This is a genomic window from Rhizobium sp. M1 (assembly GCF_002531805.1).
GTDB lineage: Bacteria > Pseudomonadota > Alphaproteobacteria > Rhizobiales > Rhizobiaceae > Rhizobium > Rhizobium etli_C.
In genome coordinates, this window is sequence record NZ_NWSW01000028.1 from 1 (window position 1) to 22,325 (window position 22,325).

Consider the following 22,325-nt stretch of genomic DNA (forward strand, 5'->3'; position numbering starts at 1 on the left):
TCACCCCCGACGAGTTCAAGTCCTACGAGACGGTCGCTTACAGCAAGGGCTTCCTCATGGTCGCCTCCAGCCCGCTGACCCGCTCCTCCCACCATGCCGGCGACGACTTCGCGCGGCTGCGTTCGGCTCGGGAAAAGAAGCTGTTGATGGCAGCCGAGTAAGATTTCGCAACCTTTCGCCGCGGTCAGGCTGCTGGCGATAATGTCTGCCAACCTCTCTTTCGTCATGCTCGGGCTTGTCCCGGCATCTGCCGCCGGTCGATGCGCAGCAGATCCTCGCCACAAGGCCGAGGATGACGTCCAGTGGGAGCGAGGTTGGTGAACAAGCTGACCGCGGCGATTCTGCCGCGGTTCTTCTTTGGGCGGTCGCCGATGAAGAGTGCATCCGGGTTGAAATCGACGCTGGCCGAAGCCCGCCGTATCCTGGTGATCGGCTGCCCCGGCAGCGGCAAGAGCTCGCTCGCAAAGCGGCTTTCGCGAGCGCTCGACCTTGATTACATCTCCATGGACTGCGACTTCTATTGGCTGCCCGGCTGGAGAAAGAGGCCGCGCGACGAGATCGATCGCCTTATCGCCAAGGCCGTGGCGGGAGAGCGCTGGATCATGGATGGAACCGGCCTCAGCTCCTTCCATCTCCGCCTGCCACGCGCCGATGCGGTCATTTGGCTTCGCCCATCGCGATATGCATGTCTCTACGGTATCGTCTCGAGAGCGTTTCGTTATTTTGGGCGCAACCGTCCAGAACTGCCCGCCGGCTGCCCTGAACGCCTCTCGCTGAGTGCTCTCGCTTATATCTGGAATTTCGAGCGGGATGCGGTCCCATTAATTGAGACGGCGCTCCGGGATTATGGTCTCGCAAATTCCACTGTCGTCATAAGATCACGCGAAGCGGCTCGCCGGCTCGCCGCTCCTAGTATTTAGGAACATAGCCGCATGGGGCACGGCGTTTCCTTTCACCGGCTGAGAGCCCACACGCCGAGCGAGGAGGCGGCGAAGGCAAGGGCGATGCGGAAGTTGTGAACGAACAGCCAGGTATCGAGCTTCTCCGAAACCTGGTCGACGGCCACGGCCCTCGCGGCGAAAGCGTCATTGCTAGGCGCAAAATAGGCCATCGTCAGCACGAGGATAGCGGCGATGCAGCCCGCCTCGGCAAGCCAGAGATTGCGGGTTGCCGCATTGTTCCAGTCGATCCAGAGCATGCCGGCCAGCCCGATCAGCGTTGGAACGACGAGTGGAATGGCGCGTTGGATAAAGCCGCCATACTTGCCGAACGAGTCAAGGAAATCGGCGGGAGGCAGGCTTTTCCAGTGTCCGCCAAGGATGATGCCGATGGCGAGCATGACGCCCCCGAACCCCGCGGGACCGGCGATTGCCATGATTCTGAACAGCAGTGACATGTGATTTCTTCCCTTTCATGGCCCTCAAGCTGCGCAGATGCCGGATACGGCGACCTTCTGAAACAGGTGCGGCCTAGCGACGGCGGATGCCGGATATGCAGCGACCTGGGCGCGGAAGTCGGGATGATTGAAGGCGGCTCGAAATGCCTCGTTCGATTCCCACACCGCATAGTTCAGGTAAGTCATGCTCTCGCCGAGTGCTCGATGAAGCTGAGTCGAGATGAAGCCCGGCTGTCGCTTCATGAACTCGGCATCACGGCTCCAGACTTCGAGGAAAAGCGGCTCATCAGCGGGATCAAGCGTGAAGAGGTTGATCAGCACGACCGGGGCTGCATCGACATCGAGCTGGCGCTGGATCGGAAAATTCTCATCAAGTGGTTGTATGTGCGTCACTTCAGACTCCTTTCGTATTGGTGTAATGATGTCAATTTGGGGTGGTGCATACATAATAACTTGACATGATGATGTCAATAGCAATATATGGTGACAAATGACTGAAGCGACGAGAACCACGATAGGCGACGCCTTGACGGAACTGATCCTTTCGATGTTTCGGGTGAATAACTTGACCTTGACCTGGGGAGACAGACTGGTGGCGGCCTATGGGCTGACCAGCGCACGCTGGCAGATCCTCGGGGCGATCGTCCATGCGGATCGGCCGCAGCCAGTGGCATGGCTGGCCCGAGACCTCGGCGCCAACCGTCAGAACGTGCAGCGCATCGTCAATGATCTGCACGGAGAAGGGCTGGTCGCCTTCGAACCCAATCCGCATCACCGGCGGGCGCAGCTCGTCGTGCTGACCGACAAAGGACGACAAACCTACGATGCTGCGATCGCAGCCTACAACCCGCGCGTCAACGCCATGGCCGCGGGGCTTTCACTTGCCGAAATCCAAACCGCACATCGCGTCATGACGAGGCTGCGGCACAGTCTCGAAGGAGAAATTGATGCTGAAAAGCACGACTGAGCGCTACGGCGCCATCGCCGTCACCATGCATTGGCTGACCGCCATATTCTTGCTCGTTGCCTTGGTCTCCGGCTTCCGAGCAGGCAACATCGTCGAACCGGTCGCAAAGGCGGCGCTTCTTCGTGTTCATATCCCAGCGGCGATCATGGTTCTTCTGCTGACCGTGTGCCGCATCGTCTGGTGGTGGCTTTTCGACAGGAAGCCGCTGCCTGTTCAGGGCTCGCCCTTGTGGCAAGAGTGGCTGGCCCGCGCCGTGCATCTTGCCTTCTACGTGGTCATACTCGGCATGATTGCGAGCGGCGTCGGCATGATCGCGCTGAGCGGCGCGGTGCAAGCCATATTCGGTGCCGGCACGGAACTGCCGAACTTCCACCTCTATCCGCCGCGCCTGCCGCATGGGCTTGGGGCAAATCTCCTGCTGGCACTGCTTTCCGCACATGTTGGAGCGGCGCTGTTCCATCAGTTCGTCCGCAGCGACAGGTTGCTTCAGCGTATATGGTATAGGCGCTGAGACCGAAAATCTGCATCTCGCCGCCCTGCTAGCGCTTGCGACGAGAAAGTCGCGCCGCCATCGCCCCGTTCTCAGCTAAAATCCCGCCGTCGGATGCGCCAGCTTCTTGATCTTCTTGGCGCAGCCGCTTAAGTGCCGCCTATGCCGCACTTCGAAACGCACCGTTCCGTCCCGCATACGCCCGACCAGATGTTCGATCTCGTTGCCGATGTCGAACATTATCCCGAGTTCCTGCCGCTTTGCGAGGCGCTTTCGGTCAGAAGCCGCAAGGAGCGTGACGGCAAGATCCTGCTCGTGGCCGATATGACCGTCGGCTACAAGGCGATCCGCGAGACCTTCACGACCCAGGTGCTCTTGAACCGGGCCGAGCGCGTCATCGAGGTCAAATATATCGACGGCCCGTTCAAATATCTCGACAATCGCTGGCATTTCGCCGAAACGCCGGCTGGCGGCTGCACCATCAATTTCTTCATCGATTACGAATTCAAAAGCCGCATTCTTGGCGCACTCATGGGCTCGATGTTCGACCGCGCCTTCCGCATGTTCACCGAAGCCTTTGAAACGCGCGCAAGCAAGATCTACGCTCCAGCCTGACGGGCGGTTGCAGGCACATCAGTGCGTGAGGAGCAAACGCAGCATCTCGAGTGCCGTCCTGACCGTTGCCAGCCGAACCTCGCTGCGGCCGATGTCGCCATAGAGCATTTTGCGGTGGATGAGCGCGCCGCCGCGCGATTTCGCGGCAAGATGCACGAGGCCGACCGGTTTGTCGGCCGATCCGCCGCCGGGGCCGGCAATGCCGGTGACGGCGACGGCGATGTCGGCGCGCGAGCGGAAGAGGGCGCCGTGCGCCATCTGCCGGGCGGTCTCCTCGGAGACTGCGCCGAAGCGCAGCAGCGTTTTCGCCTGCACCCCGAGCAGCTCGGTCTTGGCGCTATTCGTATAGGTGACGAAGCCGCGGTCGACGACGGCGGATGAGCCGGATATCTCCGTCAGCGCGCCTGATATCAGCCCGCCGGTGCAGGATTCGGCCGTGGACACCATCAGGCCTGCGGCGGTGAAGTCGCGGATAATCGCCGCTGCCGCCGAATGGATATCCTCGGGAAAGAGGCTCATCATTTCCTCCCGCGATAAACGACGGTCGCCGTGGCGATCGCCGCGATGCCTTCGCGCCGGCCGACGAAGCCGATCGTCTCGTTGGTCGTCGCCTTGACCGAGCAGCGCTCGAGATCGATGCCGAGATATTCCGACAGGTTCGCCCGCATGGCCTCGCGGTGCGGGCCGACCCTCGGCGCCTCGGCGATCAGCGAGACATCGGCATTCATGATCGTGCCGCCGCGTTCGCGCACGATCCGCGCGGCATGCTCGATGAAGATTCGCGAAGCCGCCCCCTTCCATTGCGGGTCGGATGGCGGGAAATGATCGCCGATATCGCCGGCGCCGCAGGTGGCAAGCAACGCGTCGGTCAGCGCATGCAGCGCGACATCGGCATCCGAGTGGCCCTTGAGCTTCTGGTCGTGCGGAATGAATACGCCGCACAGCGTCACGCCGTCGCCCGCTTCGAGCTGGTGTACGTCGTAGCCATTGCCGGTGCGCACGTCGGGAAGCAGTGACGCCGACAGCTTGTCGTCGGCCATCGCAATATCGCTCATGACCGTGAGCTTGACGTTGTCGGCCGTGCCCTCGACGATCGTCACCGGAATGCCCAGCCATTCGGCGATCGAGGCATCGTCGGTGAAATCGCTGCGCCCGCTCGCCGCCGCCTTCTCATGCGCATCGAGAATCGTTTCGAAGGCGAAGGATTGCGGCGTCTGCGCCGCGTAGAGCTGCTCGCGCGAAACCGTCGTCAGAACCGTGCCGGCGCTATCTGCACGTTTCAGCGTATCGGTTACCGGCATGGCCGGCAGCACCGCCTGCGCGCCGCTTCCAAGTGTTTCGGCAATGCGGTCAAGAAGCGCGTGGTCGAAGAAAGGTCGCACTGCATCGTGGATCAGCACGTGGCTGACATGCTTGTCCTTGAGGTATCGAAGGCCGGCCAGCACCGATTGCTGCCGCGTCGGGCCGCCATGCACCATTTCGATCGGCGTTGCCGAAATGATATGGCGGAATGCCTTGGCAAGCAGCGCCTCGTCATCGGGATGAATGACGACGACGATCTCGGTCGCCGGCTCCCATGTCATGAAGTTTTCAAGCGTATGGACGATAACCGGCTTGCCGCCGATCAGGCGATATTGCTTGGGACCTTCCTTGGAGGATCCGGCACGCTCGCCGCGGCCGGCGGCAACGATGACAATTCCAGCCGATATCGGTTGCTTGGACGGCATTTGCAGCATAAATCCCCTAAAATATGCGGAATTGACCGGAGTGCTCTAACCTCTTGCTTTGGCCTTTTCCAGCATCTGCCCGAAAAATATCGATTCCGATCCAAGCCCTCTTGGCAAAGCCATGGATCTATGGCTAAAAATAATGCAGTCCCATGGTGTGCCTGAAAGATAATCATTTGATTTCCAAGGACCTCGCAGCGCCTTTCCGAGTCGGAGATGTATCCGTGCGGAATCGCGTGGTGCTGGCGCCGATGTCCGGTGTGACGGACATGCCGTTCCGCGAGCTGGCCTGGCGCTTCGGCGCCGGCCTCGTCGTTACCGAAATGGTGGCGAGCCGCGAACTGGTCAACGACACGGCCGAATCCTGGTCGCGGCTCAGGGCGGCGGGCTTTCGGCCGCACATGGTGCAGCTCGCCGGCCGGGAGGCGCACTGGATGGCGGAGGCGGCCAAGATCGCCGCCGATCATGGCGCCGATATCATCGACATCAACATGGGCTGTCCAGCAAAGAAAGTGATCGGCGGTTACTCCGGCTCGGCGCTGATGCGCGATCCCGATCACGCGCTCGGCCTGATTGAAGCGACGGTCAAGGCCGTCGACATTCCGGTGACGCTGAAGATGCGCCTCGGCTGGGACGAGAATTCCATCAACGCGCCCGACATTGCGCGCCGCGCCGAAGCCGCCGGCATTCAGCTCGTCACCATTCATGGGCGCACCCGCATGCAGTTTTACGAAGGTCGCGCCGACTGGGATGCGATCCGTCCCGTTCGCGACGTCATCTCCATTCCGCTGATCGCCAATGGCGACGTCGAAACCGCCGCGGATGCGCAGGAAATCCTGCGCCGTTCTGGCGCCGATGCCGTGATGATCGGCAGGGGCTGCCAGGGCAGGCCGTGGCATGCCGGCGTGCTTGCCGGTGCGGCGGAGCCGCGACGCGAAGACATTGCCGATATCGCCGTCGAGCATTACCGGATGATGCTCGATTTCTACGGCGAGGCGGTGGCGATCCGCCATGCCCGCAAGCATCTCGGCTGGTATCTCGAGCGTTTTGCGCCCGCACTGGCCGGCGGCGAGAAGGCTGCAATCATGACCTCGCGCGATCCGGGCGAGGTGGCCGCGCGCCTTTACGATGCGCTTGATGCAGCTCTTGTCGACAGCCGGGAGGCGGCATGACGAAGGATACGATATCTCCGCCCGATCAGACCGGCGGAACCGTTGCCATGGCCGTGCTGAACGCCATCCAGAACCCGGTTGTCATGGTTGACGAGTCCGGCTTCGTCGCCTTTGCCAATTGGGAGGCGGAGGCCTTTTTCGGCGCCAGCGCCTCGCATCTGGCGCGCTACCGGATCTCGACCTTCATCCCCTTCGGCAGTCCGCTGCTTGCCCTGATCGACCAGGTGCGCGAGCGCAAGGCGCCGGTCAATGAATATCGCGTCGATCTGAGCTCGCCCCGGCTCGGTCAGGACAAGCTCGTTGACCTCTATGTCGCCCCCGTGATCAGCGAGCCCGGCGCCGTCGTCATCGTCTTCCAGGAACGCTCGATGGCCGACAAGATCGACCGGCAGCTGACGCATCGCGCCGCTGCCCGCTCGGTCACCGGTCTCGCTTCGATGCTGGCGCATGAGATCAAGAACCCGCTCTCCGGCATCCGCGGCGCCGCCCAGCTGCTCGAACAGTCCGCGGTCGACGACGACCGGGCGTTGACCCGGCTGATCTGCGACGAAACCGACCGTATCGTCTCGCTGGTCGATCGCATGGAAGTCTTTTCCGACGAACGTCCTGTTGACCGCATGCCGGTCAATATCCATTCCGTGCTCGATCACGTGAAGGCCGTCGCCAAGGCCGGTTTTGCCCGCAACATCCGCGTGACCGAGAGTTATGATCCGTCGCTGCCGGCCGTCTATGCCAATCGTGACCAGCTCGTCCAGGTCTTCCTCAATCTGGTGAAGAACGCCGCCGAAGCGGTCGGGGACCGGCCGGACGGCGAGATCATGCTGACGACCGCCTATCGCCCCGGCATCCGCCTTTCCGTCGCCGGCACCCGCGAAAAGATCTCGCTGCCGCTGGAGTTCTGCGTCCACGATAACGGCCCCGGCGTTCCCGCCGATCTGCTGCCGCATCTCTTCGATCCCTTCATCACCACCAAGACGAACGGCAGCGGTCTCGGCCTGGCGCTGGTCGCCAAGATTATCGGTGATCACGGCGGCATCATTGAATGCGACAGCCAGAACAGCCGTACCACTTTCCGCGTTCTCATGCCGGCGTCAAAGGACGTTTCGCTCGAGGATGCTTCTTCCGTAAGCTCGACAGGACCTTCTCGATGACAGCCACGATCCTCGTTGCAGATGATGATGCGGCCATCCGGACCGTGCTCAACCAGGCTTTGAGCCGCGCCGGCTATGATGTGCGCATTACCTCCAACGCCGCTACCCTCTGGCGCTGGATTTCGGCGGGCGAGGGCGATCTTGTCGTCACCGACGTGGTGATGCCTGACGAAAACGCCTTCGACCTGCTGCCGCGCATCAAGAAGGCGCGTCCCGATCTGCCGGTCCTCGTCATGAGCGCGCAGAACACCTTCATGACCGCCATCAAGGCTTCGGAGAAGGGCGCCTACGACTATCTGCCGAAGCCCTTCGACCTGACCGAGCTGATCGGCATCATCGGTCGGGCGCTCGCCGAGCCGAAGCGCAAGCCCGCCAAGCTCGAAGAGGATATGCAGGACGGCATGCCGCTCGTCGGCCGCTCGGCGGCGATGCAGGAAATCTATCGCGTGCTTGCCCGCCTGATGCAGACGGACCTGACGCTGATGATCACCGGCGAATCCGGCACCGGCAAGGAGCTTGTCGCCCGCGCGCTGCATGATTACGGCAAGCGCCGCAACGGCCCCTTCGTCGCGATCAACATGGCGGCGATCCCGCGCGACCTGATCGAATCCGAGCTCTTCGGCCATGAGAAGGGCGCCTTCACCGGCGCGCAGACCCGCTCGACCGGCCGCTTCGAGCAGGCCGAAGGCGGCACGCTCTTTCTCGACGAAATCGGCGACATGCCGATGGATGCCCAGACCCGGCTTCTGCGCGTGCTGCAGCAGGGCGAATACACCACCGTCGGCGGCCGCACGCCGATCCGCACTGACGTGCGCATCGTCGCCGCCACCAACAAGGATCTGAAGCAGGCGATCAACCAGGGCCTCTTCCGCGAGGATCTCTACTACCGCCTCAACGTCGTGCCGCTGCGCCTGCCGCCGCTGCGCGACCGCGCCGAGGACATCCCCGATCTGGTGCGCCATTTCATCCAGCAGGCCGAAAAGGAAGGCCTCGGCTCCAAACGCTTCGATCAGGAAGCGCTGGAACTGATGAAGGCCTATGCCTGGCCGGGCAACGTGCGCGAGCTGGAGAACCTCATCCGCCGCCTGATGGCGCTCTATCCGCAGGACGTCATCACCCGCGAGATCATCGACGCCGAGCTGCGCTCCGACGTGCCCGACAGCCCGATCGACAAGGGGCCGATCCGCAACGGATCGATGACGATCGCGCAAGCCGTCGAGGAGAACATGCGCACTTATTTCGCCAGCTTCGGCGAAAACCTGCCGCCGCCCGGCCTCTATGACCGGGTGCTGACCGAAATGGAATATCCGCTGATCCTCGCTGCGCTTACGGCAACGCGCGGCAACCAGATCAAGGCGGCCGATCTTCTTGGCCTCAACCGCAACACATTGCGCAAGAAGATCAGGGAACTCGGCGTCTCTGTTTATCGAAGCTCCCGCACCGCCTGAAAAAGGCGGTGAGCCCCTCGTTGGCCCACCGCCTCCTCCTCCCAGTATCCGCCGCCACGGTCGGGAACAAAACCAAATCTATCCCAGCCCCGCCACGGTTTGTATCTGCGCCGGCAAACAAAAGCGCAGTGTCATTTGATGGTCACATAGTATTTGAGAGCTATTGTTTGCCGCCGGGCAAATGTCATTGAAGTTGCTGCGCTCGCCGCCACCGCGCCTGTGGATAAGCTGTGGATAACAGGTGGATGGTATGGCTGGTCAGTGGGCGATAAGGTTCTCGATTTCATCAGGATGTTGCTCATCCGTTCCGCGTGTCGCTATCGCCGTTGCGCCCCGAAATGAGGTTTGGGGGCGGTGACGGGCAGCTCTCTCAGATCAGCGTGATGAACGACTGCTGACACGCCCATCTCGCAGCGGCAACGGCGCCGACAAGGAAGCCAGTTTCAGTCACGCTCGTCTCGCTGCCGGCCATAACAGCCAGCCGAAGACGCCGAGCACGGAGGTGCCCCGCTACGATCGTAGTTTCAAAACATCGGCGGGCTGCAACGGTGCGTCTTTGATCCAGGCATAGGCACCCTCCGGACCGGCGCTCGCCATCAGGTTTTCGCCTTGAGGCAGTCGCATCCAGCTCTGGGGTCGAAGTCGCTCCGTTCCAACGGACAGTTCACCTTCAAGAACCAGCAGCTCCAATCCACGATGATTCGAAAGTTTGATCGAGGCGCTGTGATCCCACCTTTGAAGATAGACCTGCTCATGACCGTCATCGAACAGGATCGTTGCGGTGACGGCATCGTTTTGAAGTCCAGGCTCTCCTTCACCCGGTCTGCGCACGATTTGCGCCTCGTCGCCCTCGCGAAACTGCCAGAGCTTGACGAAGATGGTGCACCCGTCAGCGGATGCCGGCGCATGCGACGTACCCGGCGGATTGCGGAAGTATGATCCGGCCGGGAAATGGCCGTGTTCGTCCTCGAATATGCCATCGAGCACCAATATTTCCTCACCGCCCGTGTGGGTATGAGACGGAAATACGCTGCCTGCGGCATAGCGGACAATCGAGGTCGCCCGAGCCACTTCCTCGCCGACGCGATAAAGCATCCGGCGATCGACCCCGCGAACCGGACTGGCAACCCAATCCAGTTTCGCGGCGTGCACGACCGTCGGCTTGGTGAAATCATCATTCAGACGCATCGGTTTTCTCCATGGTCAACACCACCCGAAACTTGAGCCCACCGGACTTCACCTTTTCGAAGGCGCTCGCGGCCTGTTCGAACGGCATCGTCTCGAACTGGGGACGCACGCCAACGAGGACGGAAAAGTCCAAGGTTTTTTCGTTCTCGAAAGGCGTCCCGGTGATCGAGCCCAACACGCTGCGCTCACCGCCGACCAGCGGTCCTGATGACACCGCCAAAGGGTCCTTTCCGATTCCGAGGACGACGAGCCGGCCTTGAGCCGCATTCCCCGGGATGAGTGCCGAAACCATCTGGAGATCTCCAATGGTGGAAATAACGGCCTTCGCACCACCCAGGCGCTGCAGACATTCTACTGCGTTTTCCCTCGCGGCATCGATATAATCATATGCTCCAAGCGATCTGGCGTCGTCAGCAATGTCGTCGCCCCGTCCGATGGCAATCACCTTGAAACCCATCTTGCGGGCATACTGCAGCGCCATGTGGCCAAGACCGCCTATGCCGACAATCGCCACGACGTCGCCGGCTTCTGCACCACACGGCGGCTATGCCGAGATGATGATTGCCCACATCACAGGAGAAGACGATCCGCGATATCGCCGCATCGACTGGTATCGATAGGCCTGCTTTCGACCGGTTGATTTCTGATCGATCAATCCTCGACGGCTTGAATAAACTCACGTCTCAGGCGCGCGAAGACTTCAAGGTCGAGGTTACACCGACGTTCTTCGTCAACGGCAAGAAGTTCACCGGCGCACAATCGGTCGAGGAAATGAGAGCCAATATCGAGGAGGCATCAAAACCGCATTGAGCGTCTTTCTCAGGGCTGGTTTAAGCAGCTTGTTGCGCCGAGGCTCGCATATCGTTGTTCATGCCATAGATTAAGCCGATCGGTCGTTGATCGATCGTCTGATGTCGAGGCCGGTTGCCGGCCGGCACATGTTCATAAATTGCGGGAGCTGCATGATGGAATATCGTCGTTTGGGAAAGTCGGGCCTGCAGGTGAGCGAGTTCTCCTTCGGCTCATGGGTCACTTTCGGCAAGCAGGTGAACGGCGGCGACGCCGTCGACCTCATGAGGCTTGCCTACGATAACGGGGTGAACTTCTTCGACAATGCCGAAGGCTACGAAAGCGGCAAGTCCGAGCTCGTCATGGGCGAGGCGCTGAAGGCGCTCGGTTGGAGCCGCGACAGCTTCGTCGTCTCCAGCAAGGTTTTCTGGGGAGGGGAGAAGCCGACGCAGCGCGGCCTGTCGCGCAAGCATGTGACCGATGCCTGCCATGCGGCGCTGAAGCGGCTTCAGGTCGACTATCTCGACCTCTATTTCTGCCATCGCCCTGACATCGATACGCCGATCGAGGAAACGGTCCGGGCGATGCACGATCTCGTCGCCCAGGGCAAGGTGCTCTATTGGGGTACGTCGGAATGGTCGGCGCAGCAATTGACGGAAGCCTATGCCGTGGCCCGGGACCTGCGCATCACGCCGCCGACCATGGAGCAGCCGCAATACAACATCTTCGAGCGCCAGAAGGTCGAAGCCGACTATCTGCCGCTCTACGACCTGATTGGCCTCGGCACCACTATCTGGTCGCCGCTTGCCTCGGGCGTTCTGACCGGCAAATACAATAACGGCGTGCCGGCCGACAGCCGTATGAACCTGCCCGGCTATGAATGGCTGAAGGAGAAGTGGTCGAGCGACGCCGGGCGCGCCCAGCTCCAGCAGGTCGGCCAACTCGCAAAACTCGCCGATGAGATCGGCCTGTCGATCACCCATCTCGCCCTTCTGTGGTGCCTCGCCAATCCCAACGTCTCCACAGTCATTCTCGGCGCCTCACGCGCCAGCCAGCTGCAGGACAACCTTGCGGCCCTCTCGCACCGGCACAAGATGACACCTGAGGTGATGGAGCGGATCGATGCGATTGCCGGAAACAAACCAGAGGGCCCGCGTCGATTTTAGTTGGAACGAGGCGCTCCGGGGCTGGCTTCGCTTGGCCAGCTCCGGAACGCAAACCGGGTTAAAGGCAGTCCGAGGTCATTGGTTGTTTCGATCGGACGGCGCAGCAATGGCTTCCGCCTGATCGAGGAAGTACTGGAACTGCTCCTCCGGAACGAATGAACCGCCAGTTGTCCAGAGCACGTGCGTCGCCCGCGACATCTTCTCCTCGATGCCGTGCAGGGTTTGGAAACGACGGCCTTCCCCATGGCGCAAGAGGAAGTCCGGGCCGAGCAGGGCGGCGGCGGCCGAAGGCTCCAGCTTCTGCCCTTGGGTGATCCAAGCCATGCGAAGCAGCTTGAACAGATCGTTGTCGGCGGCGGTGTAGACGCCGGCGAGCATCTCTCGCATCACTTTGGCCACGAAGGCCGACATGCGGGCGACGGCCATGCCGTCGGCTTCGGTCTTGTTGGTCAGGCCGACGTCATAGACCGACACCAGCTCCTGCGAGCCCGACATCATGTGGACGAGGGCGCAGGGCGACTGCACCGGCTCGACGAAGAAGGCGTGCACATTGTCGCCGAAGATCGCCTTGGCGCCGAAGGCGACGCCGCCCGGTGCGCCGCCGATGCCGCAGGGCAGGTAGAGGAAAAGCGGATTTTCCTCGTCGATCGTGATCCCACGCTCGTCGAGCTGCGCTGCCAGCTCCGACGCCGCTGCGCTGTAACCGAGGAACAGGTGCCGAGACTGCTCGTCGTCGACGAAATAGATCGTCGGGTCGGAGTCGGCGATGTCGCGGGCGTTTTCGACGGCGGTCGTGTAGTCGGCCTCGTGCTGGATGACATCGACGCCGAGCTTCCGCAGGCGCTCGACTTTCCAGGCCTTGGCGTCGGACGACATGTGGACCCTGGCTTTGAAGCCGAGCGCGCGCGCGGCGATGCCGACGCTCAAGCCGAGATTGCCGGTGCTGCCCACCGCCACGGTATGGCCCGAAAATAACGAGCGGGCTTCTTCCGTTGCCAGCGTCCGGATATCCTCGCCGTCCCCGAGCAATCCCTTCTGACGGGCGAGGCCTTCGGCAAAGAGGAAAACTTCGTAGACGCCGCCGCGAGCCTTGATAGAGCCGGCAACCGGCAGATGGCTGTCGGCCTTGATGAAGACGTTGCCGAACTCTCTCGTTCGATAGCCGAGCGGCTCGCGGAGTTCCTTGAGTTCCACCAGTTCCGAGCGGATCTCGCCGCCCGTATCCTTCAGTTCCGGAAAGCATTCGGCAAGAAGCGGCGCCAAGCGCTGCCAGTTCAGGCGCGCGCTCTGCACGTCGGCCGGCGAAACCGGCAGGTCCGAGGTGTCGATCGCCTGTTTCCTATAGGAAGGATTGAGCCAGAGGGTGGGTCGGCCCGCGAGAACATCGTCGCGAGCGGGATCACTGGGCAGTATCGTGTTCATGGACATTTCCGTTCGTGAGCCGGGCTCGGTGGTCAGTGTCTTAGGACGCGCGCGAGAAAAGAGCGAGCCCGGTCGTTTTTCGGATTGCCGAAGAACTCGTCCGGTTTCCCGATCTCGATGATCGAGCCCTGGTCGATGTAGACGACGCGGTCGGCGACCTCTCTTGCAAACCCCATTTCGTGCGTCACGACCATCATCGTCATGCCCTCGGTGGCCAGTTCCCGCATGACGTCGAGGACCTCACCGACCATTTCCGGATCAAGCGCGCTGGTGGGCTCGTCGAACAGCATCAGATGCGGCTCCATGGCGAGCGAACGGGCGATGGCCACACGTTGCTGCTGGCCGCCGGACAGCTGGCCCGGATATTTGTGCGCATGCGCCTTGAGGCCGACGCGGTCGAGGAGCTTCATGGCGATCGCTTCGGCCTCTTCGCGCGACTTTTTGCGGACCCGCATCGGCGCGATGGTGATATTGTCCAGCACGGTCTTGTGCGGGAACAGGCCGAATTGCTGGAATACCATGCCGACGCCCTTGCGGATCGCCGCGAGTTCGCGTTCTCCGCCAAGCTTCCGGTCGGCCTCGACGGGCATGTCATAGCCGTCCACGACGAGGCTGCCGTTCTGGTACATTTCGAGGCCGTTGACGCAGCGAATGAGGGTCGATTTTCCTGAGCCGCTGGCCCCGAGGATGACCATGACTTCGCCGCGTGTGACGGCGAGATCGATGTCCTTGAGCACATGGTGAGCGCCGTAGAACTTGTTCATGCTTTTCATTTCGACGATGGCGTTCATCGTGACTTCTCCGTGTTGGAACAGCTCAGGGGGCACTCGTTGCCATATGGTCTTCGAGCTTTCTGGCGGCATAGGTGATCATCGAGCCGACCAGGAAATAGGTGACGAGCAGGAACGAGAGGACTTCGAAAGTCCGGTCGCCATATTGTGGGTTCGCCAGGATCATCTGCCCCGCGCGGAGAAAATCCGTGAGTCCGATGATGAAGACGAGCGGCGCGGAGTTGAAGATGTCGAGCACGTTGCCGACCAGAGGCGCGACCACCACCCGGAGCGCCTGTGGTAGAACGATCGAGCGGTTGATGTCGAATTCGCTGATGCCGAGAGACCCTGCCGCCTCGGTCTGGGCGCGCGGAACCGCCTGAAGGCCGCTTCGCACATATTCGGCGACGTAGGCGGAATAGAAGATGGTGAAACCGATCATGCCGCGCGCGACGTCGGCCAGCCCCCACTGGGGCGCAAGGACCGGCATGAGGATCCAGATCCAGTAGACGACGAGGATGAGCGGCACCGACCGCATGACCTCGATGTACCAGGTGCAGATGATCCTGAGACTTGAGAGCCGGCTCTGCCGTCCGAACGCGAGCAGGATGCCGATCGGCAGAGACAGCACCGACGTCACCAGCGTCAGCAGGACGCTGAGAAGAAGTCCGCCCCAGAGCCCCACGCCCGGAGGGGCCATGACCGCCACGACGACGATGAAGCCCGTAAACGCCGCAGCAGGCATCGCCTTTCTGGACAATGGCACATACGACGTCAGCACCCATCCCAGCGAAGTCGCGACAACGACGCCTGCCGCAGACAGTGCGTTCCCCGGATCGCCGTGATCGACGATCAAAAGCAGCAAGGGGACGAGAACGAGAACCAGCCCATGGTGGCGTTTGAACGAAAACACGCAGCCGAGGCCAGCGCCGAGGATCGCTCCGATGATCGCCGAGGCCGTCCATGCGCGCCACGCCTGATCGGCTGGAAAGACGCCGATCATCAACACCCGCAGGCTCTGCACGATGATGTCCCACCTGGCGGTGGCGAGCGCCCAGTCAAGGATCAAATAGGCGAGCCAGAGCGCGCCGGGAATGACCAGCAGCGACAGGGCGACGTCGAAAGGCTTTCCAAACAGGTTGTGACGGGTCCACTTTATTGAGGTGGCGATCATTGCGACACTCCCATGGGGTTAAGACGGCGGTTCGCCCAGTACACGGCCGAACTGATGATCCAGCTGAGGATCAGGTAGGACGCCATGACGATGATGATGCCTTCAAGGCTGTGACCGGTCTGATTGGCGATTGTCCCGTAGATGTTGAACAGATCCGGATAGCCGACCGCGATCCCGAGCGCGGTGTTCTTGGACAGGCTGATATACTGGTTGCCGAAGGAAGGGAGAACGACGCGGAACACTTGAGGAAGGATGATGTCGTTGACGGTGTCGCGCCGGCTGAGTCCCAGCGATCCGGCGGCTTCCCACTGGGCCTTCGGAAGAGCGTCGATCGCGCCGCGAACGGTTTCGGCAATGAAGGAAGCGCTGTTCACGACGATCGCAAGCAGGAGCGCCGCCATCTCCGGGCTGATGCTGGTTCCGCCGCTGGCCTTGAACTTGTTGGCGACGGGGAAATTCGCGGTCATCCCGCCGGTCGCGACCAGCAGCCCGAGGCAGACGACCGCTGCGGCGACGCATATCCGGCGTGCTCCACGGACGGGGTCGAATAGTGCGCCCAGGACCGATACTCCGGTGGCGGTGACGAGGATCAGCGAAAGGGTGGATGCGCCTCCGGTCCAGGACAGCGTCGGGACGTATATGCCTTGCTGGCTGACGATAAGGCCGCCGTAGAGCTTTGCTGCAGACGCCATTGGCGGAAAGCGCAGCACGACGGCGAAGTACCAGAAGACAAGCTGTATGAGCAGCGGCGTATTGCGGACGAACTCCACGATCCAGAAACAGAGGTTTCTGACCACCCAGTTCGTGGAGAGACGGCCAACGCCGAGCATCGTTCCGAGGATCGTGCTGAGGATGATCGCCAGCAGTGCGATCTTGGCGGTGTTGAAGATGCCTGTAACGAAAGCCGACGCGACCGGCATGTCCGAAGAGAACTGGGCGAGGTTGGGGACGAAGCCTTCACCTGACGTCAGCGTCCAGCCTTCGCTGATATCGAAGCCGGCGGTGTTGGCAAGAAACGAGAAGCTGAACCGTATGCCCTTCTCGGCAAGGCCCGCCTTGACCGCGTAGGCCAGCATGCCGAGCAGCACGACGACCAGAGCGACGATTGCCAACTGGATCGTCTCGTGCCGGATGCGATTGCGCAGGCGCCGCGACCGCAGCCTATCGCGCTCTGCCATGCCGTGGATCGCCCTCGTTTCGTGGATTGTCATGTTCAGGCTCCAAGAGCTTGGGGGGCGAAACGTTGTGGTTCCGACCCCCGCCGGCATCAGTTCCAGAGCGGCGAGTAGATTGCGCCACCCTGCGTCCACAAGGCGTTCGGTGTGCCCTTGCGGTCGAGATACATCTTGGTCTTCGGACCGAGGTTGCGATCATAGGCCTCGCCGTAGTTGCCGACGGCCTTGATCGCCTGAGCAATGAAGTCGTCGGAGAGGCCGAAGTCCTTGCCGTAGCCGCCGCCGACGCCGAGGAACTTCTGAATGAACGGATCTTCGCTCTTCAGCTTTTCGGCCAGATTGGCCTGGGTGATCTCGGACTCCTCGGCCTGGAAGAGGCCGTATTCGATCCAGCGCAGCGCGTTGCGCCACTTGGAGTCGTTGGCAGCCACGAAGCCGCCGAATGGGGACTTGTCGAGCGTATCCGGAAGGATCAGATAGTCGGCTGGCTTCGGTGCATTCCCCGCCCAGGCGGCAAGGGCTGATTTGTCGGTGCTCATCGCATTGCAACGACCCGAGTTGAGAGCGGAGAAAAGCTTTTCGAGGTTTTCATAGGTCAGGACCTTGGAGTCCTTCCAACCGCGCGCCTTGAAGGCAGCAGCCAGAACGGTCTCGGTGGCCGATCCCTGGGTGGTGCAGATTGTTGCACCGTCGAGGTCTGCAAACTCCTTGATACCGGTATCAGTTTTCACCATGAGGCCGGTGCCGTCGTAGAAGTTGATCGGCAGAAAATCGATCGCGATTGACGATTCGCGCGCCGGTTTGATCGTGGTGTGGGCGAAGACGACATCGACCTGGCCGGTAAGGACCGCGTCAAAGCGGCTCTTGTCGGTTACCGTGATGAACTTGATCTTCGAGGCGTCGCCGAGAACGCCGGCGGCAACCGCCTTGCAGAAGTCGACGTCGAGCCCTTCCATCTGTCCGGTCGCGGTATTGAGATACCCGAAACCGGGAGCGGTGTTGTCGGTGCCGCAGTTGAGCACACCGCGCTGCTTGACCGTGTCGAGAACGGAAGCGGAAGCATTGGCAGCCGTGAACGCGACGCCTGCCAAAACGCCGGCAGTCAGGATTTTCAGTAGATTCATCGAGGTTCCCCTTTCGGATCGCATGGTGACGGTGACGCCAAATCAATGAGCGATGGCTCGATCGAAGTCCGGTAAGACGCAGGAGGCGTTATCGCCATTCTGAATGCGTCGTTCCCACTATTGGCCAAGGTCTGCGTGCGATCCTCGCTCCCAGTCCCATCAATTGGCAGATGGACAGTAGGAGCGGGGTATCTTCAAATCTACTTAATTCTCCTGAGGTGATACATTAGGAAATCTGTTGGTTTATTGAATCCGATGAGAGAGTTTTGTCGGCATGCGGCTCGTTGCGCTGACACCCTAGCGTCAAGCGAGCGGCGGCTTCTCGGCCATTCGGTCAAGGAACGCCTGCAGGGCCGGACTGCGCTTTTCCTCCTTCCGGAAGGCGATAAATATCCTCCGGCGGATTTCCGGAACGAGCCTGCACACCCAGACGTCCTCGAGATCATAGCTGGCGCGCAGGCCGGGCAGGATCGAGATGCCGTAATTCTGCCGGATCAGCGCGATGGTCACTTCGAAACCTTTGCACCTTGCGACGATGTTGGGCTTGAATCCCGCTTCCTGACAGGCTTCCACCAGCATCCTCGTATAGGTGTCGGAAGCGGTGTCGATCGCCCACCGCTCATCCCCAAGCTCATGCAGGCCAACGGTCGGCCGCTCCGAAAGCCTGTGATCCCTGGAAACCATGACGTTGAAGACGTCCTCCATCAGGAAGATCGTCTCGATGTTGGGATCGAGCGCGCCGGTCGGTATGTTCAGGTCATCGATAATCGCGACGTCCGTCTGCCAGCTTCGCAGCGCGGCAACGCTTTCGCCCGGCTCCATTTCTTCGAACTGGACGGTGAGGTGAGGGTGTCGGTCGGCGAGATCGTAGACGACCTTCGGAATGACGGCGGCCGCCACGGAAGGAAACGCCGCCACCCGAAGCTCGCCGGAAACGACGCTTTTCAATTCGGCGATGTCTGCTTTCGCGGATTCGATTTCGATGAGGATCTTCTCTGCCCGTAGCACGAGCTGCTGGCCGGCGGGTGTCATGACAACGCCCCGGCCGCGGCGCTCGACGAGCCGTATGCCGACCTCTTCTTCGAGAAGCGCAATTTGCTGCGACACGGCCGACGGCGAGACGTGCAAGGCTTCTGCCACCGCGGCCATGGTCTTGCGGATCGACAGTTCACGAAGTGCCCGCAGACGTCCGACGTCCATATCGACCTCCTCACAACTCCCGAATCATTAGCATGTCTGAACGCATAAGCAAATATTATTAACTTTTTCTGGTGTTTCGATCGATCTAGGTTCCCCAAAATTCGAGGAATTGGAGAACTCAGATGACCAACGGTGCAAGGGTGCATTTCAACACCACCGTCCAGGAAGTGGATCCGCTCGTCGCCGATGCCCTCGCGTCCGAGCGGGCCCGACAGCAGGACCAGATTGAGCTCATCGCTTCGGAGAATATCGTCAGCCGTGCGGTTCTGGACGCCTTGGGGCATGAGATCACCAACAAGACACTCGAAGGTTATCCGGGCAACCGTTTTCACGGTGGCGGACAGTTCGTCGACATTGCCGAGCAGGCCGCGATCGACCGCGCCAAGCAGCTATTCAATTGCGGCTACGCCAACGTCCAGCCGCACTCGGGAACACAGGCTAACCTCGCGGTCTTCTTCCTGCTGCTGAAGCCAGGCGAAAGGGTGCTGTCGCTCGACCTTGCGGCCGGCGGCCACCTATCGCACGGCATGAAGGCGAACCTGTCGGGCCGCTGGTTCGACGCCAACAATTACAGCGTCAACCCGCAGAACGAGGTCATCGACCTTGATGAGATGGAACGCATCGCCGAAGAAATCCGCCCGAAGCTGCTGATCACCGGTGGTTCGGCATATCCGCGCGAACTCGACTTCGAGCGCATGTCGAAGATCGCAAAGAAGGTCGGCGCCCACTTCCTGGTTGATATGGCCCACATAGCCGGCCTCGTTGCAGGCGGCGTCCATCCTTCGCCATTCCCGCATGCCGACATCGTCACATGCACCACGACCAAGACGTTGCGCGGTCCGCGTGGCGGCCTGATCCTCACGAACAACGAGGAATGGTACAAGAAGCTGCAGGCGGCAGTGTTTCCCGGCGTCCAGGGATCGCTGCACAGCAACGTCCTGGCCGCCAAGGCGATCTGCCTGGGTGAAGCTCTCCGCGACGATTTCAAGCTCTATGCCCGCCAGGTCGTGGCCAACGCCAAAGTTCTCGCCGAAACGCTTGCGGATCGCGGCGTTCGCATCGTTTCAGGCGGCACCGACACCCATATCATCCTGCTCGATCTGTCGAGCAAGGGACTGCTTGGAAAACAGGCTGAGACGCTGCTCGCCAAGGCGAACATCACATCCAACAAGAACCCGATCCCCGGCGACAGTCCCCGTCCTCCGGAGTGGGTCGGCATGCGCCTCGGTTCGTCCGCAGCGACGACGCGCGGCCTGAGGGAGGAGGAATTCCGGGTTCTCGGCCATGTCATCGCAGACCTCATCGACGCCGAAACAGAGGGCAGGACCGACGAGATCGTCGGAACCGCCCGGGCGAAGATCGCGGAACTGACCGAGAAGTTCCCGGTCTACGGCCACTAAGGCAACGTACCCAGGATGCGGAAATGCCCGCCCACATCTCCGGCCGCGGCATTGTGCTGGTTCGAGCTTGGATGCAATGGAGCACACCATGGGAATGGACAGATTCACACGCGCCGCAAACATCGACGGCAAGGAGTATGCAGCAGGGCTCATCGAGCGCATCAAGGCCGATGTCGAAACGCTGAAGGCAACGACTGGGGCCGTTCCCGGTCTGGCCGTCGTTCTGGTGGGACACGACCCGGCAAGCGCAATCTACGTGAGTTCAAAGCACCGTCAGACGGTTGCCGCCGGGATGAGGTCCTTCGAATATCGGCTTGCTCAGGAAACCACGCAGGGCGAATTGCTCGACCTCGTGCATCGCCTCAACGACGACCCGGAAGTGCATGGAATTCTTGTGCAGTTACCGCTGCCAGCGCATTTGGATCCGAACGCCGTGATCCAGGCCATCAATCCCGACAAGGATGTCGACGGCTTCCATGTGTCGAACGCCGGCCGCCTTGCAACGGGCAACCCGGCTTTGGTTCCCTGCACTCCTCTCGGCTGCATGATGCTGATCAAGGATACGCTCGGCGAGAACCTCTCCGGCCTTCATGCCGTCATCGTCGGCAAGTCCAACATCGTCGGAAAGCCAATGGCGCAGATGCTGATGAACGCCCATTGCACCGTCACGATTGTTCATTCGCGGACAAGGAACGCCGCGGAGCTCTGCCGGACGGCCGACATTCTTGTTGTCGCGGCCGGTCGGGCGGGCCTCGTTCGTGGTGACTGGATCAAGCCTGGCGCCGTCGTGATCGACGTCGGCATCAATCGGATCCAGGACGGCGAAAAATCGCGGATCGTCGGTGACGTGGCTTATGGCGAAGCCGGCCACGCGCGCGCCATCACGCCGGTGCCGGGCGGCGTCGGCCCGATGACGATCGCGTGCCTCCTATCCAATACGCTCACCGCATTCCGCCGCCATCACGCGATGATCGCCGCGGCCTGAGACGACGAACAAGGATATAGACATGACCATCACGGCTCCTCGCTACGCTCTGCGTGTCGCATGCCCGTCGATCCGCGGCGTGACGGCCGCCATCGCCGGCTATCTCTCCCAGAACGGCTGCAACATCTCCGACAGCGCGCAATTCGACGACGCCGACACCGGCCGATATTTCATGCGGATCAGCTTCCAGCCACATGACGGACATACGCTTGACCAGCTTCACCAGGGCTTCGAGCCGATCGCCGGGAAGTTCGAGGCGAGAGCCGAATTTTTCGATGAGAGCGAGAAGAAGAAGGTGATCCTTATGGTGAGCCGCTTCGGACACTGCCTGAACGATCTCCTCTACCGCTGGCGCATCGGGGCGCTGCCGATCGACATCGTCGGGGTGATTTCCAACCACACCGACTACCAGCGGGTCGTCGTGAACCACGATATCCCGTTCCACTGCATCAAGGTGACTAGGGAAAACAAGCCGGAGGCCGAGGCGAAGCAGATGCAGATCGTCGAGGACTCAGGCGCTGAACTCATTGTGCTGGCCCGCTACATGCAGGTCCTGTCCGACGACATGTGCCGCAAGATGTCCGGCAGGATCATCAACATCCACCATTCGTTCCTGCCGAGCTTCAAGGGCGCCAATCCCTACAAGCAGGCGTTCGAACGGGGCGTAAAGCTCATCGGCGCGACGTCGCACTACGTCACCGCAGACCTCGACGAAGGGCCGATCATCGAGCAGGACATCGTCCGGGTCACCCATGCACAGAGCGGCGAGGACTATGTCAGCCTCGGCCGCGACGTCGAAAGCCAGGTGCTCGCCCGGGCCATCCACGCCCACATCCATGGCCGGGTGTTCATCAACGGCAACAAGACCGTCGTCTTCCCAGCTTCACCCGGCTCTTACGCGTCGGAACGCATGGGTTGATCGCCAGCTTAAGGGAGAGCTTCGAGTTTAGCGAAGGCGGTGACGCG

General features: G+C 61.3%; 24 protein-coding genes and 1 pseudogene. 13 read left to right on the top strand and 12 right to left on the bottom strand.

All coding sequences use genetic code 11. The annotated features are described in order from the left end of the window. Both CO655_RS24685 and CO655_RS24690 read left to right on the top strand, forming a co-directional pair. Window positions 1-161: pseudogene (locus CO655_RS24685) on the top strand (lipoyl synthase); the annotation flags it as partial. A gap of 210 nt (window positions 162-371) precedes the next feature. Further along, window positions 372-920: a DNA topology modulation protein FlaR gene (locus tag CO655_RS24690; RefSeq protein WP_097667248.1), complete on the top strand. Its 549-nt coding sequence runs from the start codon at window positions 372-374 to the stop codon at window positions 918-920. Between the two features lie 32 nt (window positions 921-952). Here the strand turns inward: CO655_RS24690 and CO655_RS24695 are convergent, their stop codons facing one another. Together CO655_RS24695 and CO655_RS24700 are read right to left on the bottom strand one after the other, a co-directional pair. Continuing rightward, window positions 953-1,396 carry a DUF1772 domain-containing protein gene (locus tag CO655_RS24695; RefSeq protein WP_097667202.1) on the bottom strand — a complete coding sequence of 148 codons (444 nt, stop codon included), beginning with the start codon at window positions 1,394-1,396 and terminating at the stop codon, window positions 953-955. A 24-nt stretch (window positions 1,397-1,420) separates the two neighbouring features. Then, entirely contained in the window at window positions 1,421-1,789 is a 369-nt protein-coding gene (locus tag CO655_RS24700; RefSeq protein ID WP_097608810.1) for an antibiotic biosynthesis monooxygenase family protein, read from the bottom strand. Between the two features lie 97 nt (window positions 1,790-1,886). On the opposite strand from CO655_RS24700, the gene CO655_RS24705 reads away from it, so the two are divergent. The 3 genes from CO655_RS24705 to CO655_RS24715 all read left to right on the top strand — a co-directional run bounded on the left by CO655_RS24705 (window position 1,887) and on the right by CO655_RS24715 (window position 3,468). Continuing rightward, window positions 1,887-2,363 (top strand): MarR family winged helix-turn-helix transcriptional regulator, encoded by a 477-nt coding sequence (locus tag CO655_RS24705; RefSeq protein WP_097608809.1) that lies wholly within the window; start codon window positions 1,887-1,889, stop codon window positions 2,361-2,363. Then, window positions 2,344-2,874, top strand: coding sequence for a cytochrome b/b6 domain-containing protein (locus CO655_RS24710; protein WP_097667203.1), 531 nt, complete (start codon window positions 2,344-2,346; stop codon window positions 2,872-2,874). The genes CO655_RS24705 and CO655_RS24710 overlap by 20 nt, the downstream gene beginning before the upstream one ends. Before the next feature lie 141 nt (window positions 2,875-3,015). Beyond that, on the top strand, window positions 3,016-3,468 hold the full coding sequence (locus tag CO655_RS24715) for a type II toxin-antitoxin system RatA family toxin (RefSeq protein ID WP_097608808.1): 453 nt from the start codon (window positions 3,016-3,018) through the stop codon (window positions 3,466-3,468). An 18-nt stretch (window positions 3,469-3,486) separates the two neighbouring features. On the opposite strand, the gene CO655_RS24720 is transcribed toward CO655_RS24715, so the two are convergent. Beyond that, window positions 3,487-3,987: a CinA family protein gene (locus CO655_RS24720; protein WP_097608807.1), complete on the bottom strand. Its 501-nt coding sequence runs from the start codon at window positions 3,985-3,987 to the stop codon at window positions 3,487-3,489. Further along, window positions 3,987-5,204, bottom strand: a complete 1,218-nt coding sequence (locus CO655_RS24725; protein WP_097667204.1) for a bifunctional 2-C-methyl-D-erythritol 4-phosphate cytidylyltransferase/2-C-methyl-D-erythritol 2,4-cyclodiphosphate synthase — start codon at window positions 5,202-5,204, stop codon at window positions 3,987-3,989. Before CO655_RS24725 ends, CO655_RS24720 begins: the two co-directional genes overlap by 1 nt. A 143-nt stretch (window positions 5,205-5,347) precedes the next feature. On the opposite strand from CO655_RS24725, the gene dusB reads away from it, so the two are divergent. From dusB to ntrC, 3 genes are read left to right on the top strand one after another with little or no spacing between them, the layout of a single operon-like run. Next, window positions 5,348-6,367, top strand: a complete 1,020-nt coding sequence (gene dusB / locus CO655_RS24730) for a tRNA dihydrouridine synthase DusB (protein ID WP_097667205.1) — start codon at window positions 5,348-5,350, stop codon at window positions 6,365-6,367. Next, window positions 6,364-7,518, top strand: a complete 1,155-nt coding sequence (locus CO655_RS24735) for a nitrogen regulation protein NR(II) (protein WP_096477877.1) — start codon at window positions 6,364-6,366, stop codon at window positions 7,516-7,518. Before dusB ends, CO655_RS24735 begins: the two co-directional genes overlap by 4 nt. Next, window positions 7,515-8,966 carry a nitrogen regulation protein NR(I) gene (gene ntrC, locus CO655_RS24740; RefSeq protein WP_064802342.1) on the top strand — a complete coding sequence of 484 codons (1,452 nt, stop codon included), beginning with the start codon at window positions 7,515-7,517 and terminating at the stop codon, window positions 8,964-8,966. The genes CO655_RS24735 and ntrC overlap by 4 nt, the downstream gene beginning before the upstream one ends. A 510-nt stretch (window positions 8,967-9,476) precedes the next feature. Here the strand turns inward: ntrC and CO655_RS24745 are convergent. Further along, window positions 9,477-10,154, bottom strand: coding sequence for a cupin domain-containing protein (locus tag CO655_RS24745; RefSeq protein ID WP_097608804.1), 678 nt, complete (start codon window positions 10,152-10,154; stop codon window positions 9,477-9,479). Then, window positions 10,141-10,668: a zinc-binding dehydrogenase gene (locus tag CO655_RS24750; RefSeq protein ID WP_245423906.1), complete on the bottom strand. Its 528-nt coding sequence runs from the start codon at window positions 10,666-10,668 to the stop codon at window positions 10,141-10,143. The genes CO655_RS24745 and CO655_RS24750 overlap by 14 nt, the downstream gene beginning before the upstream one ends. 47 nt (window positions 10,669-10,715) lie before the next feature. Here CO655_RS24750 and CO655_RS24755 point away from each other — a divergent pair, with 47 nt between their 5' ends. After that, window positions 10,716-10,964 (top strand): thioredoxin domain-containing protein, encoded by a 249-nt coding sequence (locus tag CO655_RS24755; protein WP_097608803.1) that lies wholly within the window; start codon window positions 10,716-10,718, stop codon window positions 10,962-10,964. Window positions 10,965-11,119: 155 nt separating this feature from the next. Then, window positions 11,120-12,109, top strand: a complete 990-nt coding sequence (locus tag CO655_RS24760) for an aldo/keto reductase (RefSeq protein ID WP_097608802.1) — start codon at window positions 11,120-11,122, stop codon at window positions 12,107-12,109. 75 nt (window positions 12,110-12,184) lie between these two features. Here the strand turns inward: CO655_RS24760 and CO655_RS24765 are convergent, their stop codons facing one another. The 6 genes from CO655_RS24765 to CO655_RS24790 form a co-directional block, all read right to left on the bottom strand. Further along, the gene (locus CO655_RS24765; protein ID WP_097608801.1) at window positions 12,185-13,531 is read right to left on the bottom strand and encodes a D-serine ammonia-lyase; all 1,347 of its coding nucleotides are present in this window, start codon (window positions 13,529-13,531) and stop codon (window positions 12,185-12,187) included. Window positions 13,532-13,563: 32 nt separating this feature from the next. After that, window positions 13,564-14,322, bottom strand: a complete 759-nt coding sequence (locus CO655_RS24770; RefSeq protein ID WP_097667206.1) for an amino acid ABC transporter ATP-binding protein — start codon at window positions 14,320-14,322, stop codon at window positions 13,564-13,566. Between the two features lie 25 nt (window positions 14,323-14,347). Continuing rightward, on the bottom strand, window positions 14,348-15,475 hold the full coding sequence (locus CO655_RS24775) for an amino acid ABC transporter permease (protein WP_097667207.1): 1,128 nt from the start codon (window positions 15,473-15,475) through the stop codon (window positions 14,348-14,350). Then, window positions 15,472-16,686: an ABC transporter permease subunit gene (locus CO655_RS24780; RefSeq protein WP_097608798.1), complete on the bottom strand. Its 1,215-nt coding sequence runs from the start codon at window positions 16,684-16,686 to the stop codon at window positions 15,472-15,474. The genes CO655_RS24775 and CO655_RS24780 overlap by 4 nt, the downstream gene beginning before the upstream one ends. Before the next feature lie 56 nt (window positions 16,687-16,742). Beyond that, a complete protein-coding gene (locus tag CO655_RS24785; RefSeq protein WP_097608797.1) occupies window positions 16,743-17,774 on the bottom strand; it encodes a transporter substrate-binding domain-containing protein in 1,032 nt (343 codons plus the stop codon). Between the two features lie 303 nt (window positions 17,775-18,077). After that, window positions 18,078-18,974, bottom strand: coding sequence for a LysR family transcriptional regulator (locus CO655_RS24790; protein WP_097608796.1), 897 nt, complete (start codon window positions 18,972-18,974; stop codon window positions 18,078-18,080). 122 nt (window positions 18,975-19,096) lie between these two features. On the opposite strand from CO655_RS24790, the gene glyA reads away from it, so the two are divergent. The 3 genes from glyA (at window position 19,097) to purU (ending at window position 22,278) form a co-directional block, all read left to right on the top strand. Further along, window positions 19,097-20,374, top strand: coding sequence for a serine hydroxymethyltransferase (gene glyA, locus CO655_RS24795; RefSeq protein WP_097608795.1), 1,278 nt, complete (start codon window positions 19,097-19,099; stop codon window positions 20,372-20,374). Window positions 20,375-20,462: 88 nt separating this feature from the next. Beyond that, window positions 20,463-21,359, top strand: coding sequence for a bifunctional methylenetetrahydrofolate dehydrogenase/methenyltetrahydrofolate cyclohydrolase FolD (folD, locus tag CO655_RS24800; protein ID WP_097608794.1), 897 nt, complete (start codon window positions 20,463-20,465; stop codon window positions 21,357-21,359). A 22-nt stretch (window positions 21,360-21,381) separates the two neighbouring features. Next, window positions 21,382-22,278: a formyltetrahydrofolate deformylase gene (gene purU / locus CO655_RS24805; RefSeq protein ID WP_097608793.1), complete on the top strand. Its 897-nt coding sequence runs from the start codon at window positions 21,382-21,384 to the stop codon at window positions 22,276-22,278. Window positions 22,279-22,325: the final 47 nt, after the last annotated feature.

What these genes read in the sequence shown, in the direction of transcription:
- dusB (WP_097667205.1), top strand. Translation starts at nt 5,348, where the DNA reads ATGGTGTGCCTGAAAGATAATCATTTGATTTCCAAGGACCTCGCAGCG.
- glyA (WP_097608795.1), top strand. Translation starts at nt 19,097, where the DNA reads ATGACCAACGGTGCAAGGGTGCATTTCAACACCACCGTCCAGGAAGTG.
- purU (WP_097608793.1), top strand. Translation starts at nt 21,382, where the DNA reads ATGACCATCACGGCTCCTCGCTACGCTCTGCGTGTCGCATGCCCGTCG.
- CO655_RS24735 (WP_096477877.1), top strand. Translation starts at nt 6,364, where the DNA reads ATGACGAAGGATACGATATCTCCGCCCGATCAGACCGGCGGAACCGTT.
- CO655_RS24780 (WP_097608798.1), bottom strand. Translation starts at nt 16,686, where the DNA reads ATGACAATCCACGAAACGAGGGCGATCCACGGCATGGCAGAGCGCGAT.
- CO655_RS24715 (WP_097608808.1), top strand. Translation starts at nt 3,016, where the DNA reads ATGCCGCACTTCGAAACGCACCGTTCCGTCCCGCATACGCCCGACCAG.
- CO655_RS24775 (WP_097667207.1), bottom strand. Translation starts at nt 15,475, where the DNA reads ATGATCGCCACCTCAATAAAGTGGACCCGTCACAACCTGTTTGGAAAG.
- CO655_RS24760 (WP_097608802.1), top strand. Translation starts at nt 11,120, where the DNA reads ATGGAATATCGTCGTTTGGGAAAGTCGGGCCTGCAGGTGAGCGAGTTC.
- CO655_RS24695 (WP_097667202.1), bottom strand. Translation starts at nt 1,396, where the DNA reads ATGTCACTGCTGTTCAGAATCATGGCAATCGCCGGTCCCGCGGGGTTC.
- CO655_RS24690 (WP_097667248.1), top strand. Translation starts at nt 372, where the DNA reads ATGAAGAGTGCATCCGGGTTGAAATCGACGCTGGCCGAAGCCCGCCGT.
- CO655_RS24745 (WP_097608804.1), bottom strand. Translation starts at nt 10,154, where the DNA reads ATGCGTCTGAATGATGATTTCACCAAGCCGACGGTCGTGCACGCCGCG.
- CO655_RS24790 (WP_097608796.1), bottom strand. Translation starts at nt 18,974, where the DNA reads ATGGACGTCGGACGTCTGCGGGCACTTCGTGAACTGTCGATCCGCAAG.
- CO655_RS24710 (WP_097667203.1), top strand. Translation starts at nt 2,344, where the DNA reads ATGCTGAAAAGCACGACTGAGCGCTACGGCGCCATCGCCGTCACCATG.
- CO655_RS24705 (WP_097608809.1), top strand. Translation starts at nt 1,887, where the DNA reads ATGACTGAAGCGACGAGAACCACGATAGGCGACGCCTTGACGGAACTG.
- CO655_RS24770 (WP_097667206.1), bottom strand. Translation starts at nt 14,322, where the DNA reads ATGAACGCCATCGTCGAAATGAAAAGCATGAACAAGTTCTACGGCGCT.
- CO655_RS24720 (WP_097608807.1), bottom strand. Translation starts at nt 3,987, where the DNA reads ATGAGCCTCTTTCCCGAGGATATCCATTCGGCGGCAGCGGCGATTATC.
- CO655_RS24765 (WP_097608801.1), bottom strand. Translation starts at nt 13,531, where the DNA reads ATGAACACGATACTGCCCAGTGATCCCGCTCGCGACGATGTTCTCGCG.
- ntrC (WP_064802342.1), top strand. Translation starts at nt 7,515, where the DNA reads ATGACAGCCACGATCCTCGTTGCAGATGATGATGCGGCCATCCGGACC.
- folD (WP_097608794.1), top strand. Translation starts at nt 20,463, where the DNA reads ATGGGAATGGACAGATTCACACGCGCCGCAAACATCGACGGCAAGGAG.
- CO655_RS24785 (WP_097608797.1), bottom strand. Translation starts at nt 17,774, where the DNA reads ATGAATCTACTGAAAATCCTGACTGCCGGCGTTTTGGCAGGCGTCGCG.
- CO655_RS24725 (WP_097667204.1), bottom strand. Translation starts at nt 5,204, where the DNA reads ATGCTGCAAATGCCGTCCAAGCAACCGATATCGGCTGGAATTGTCATC.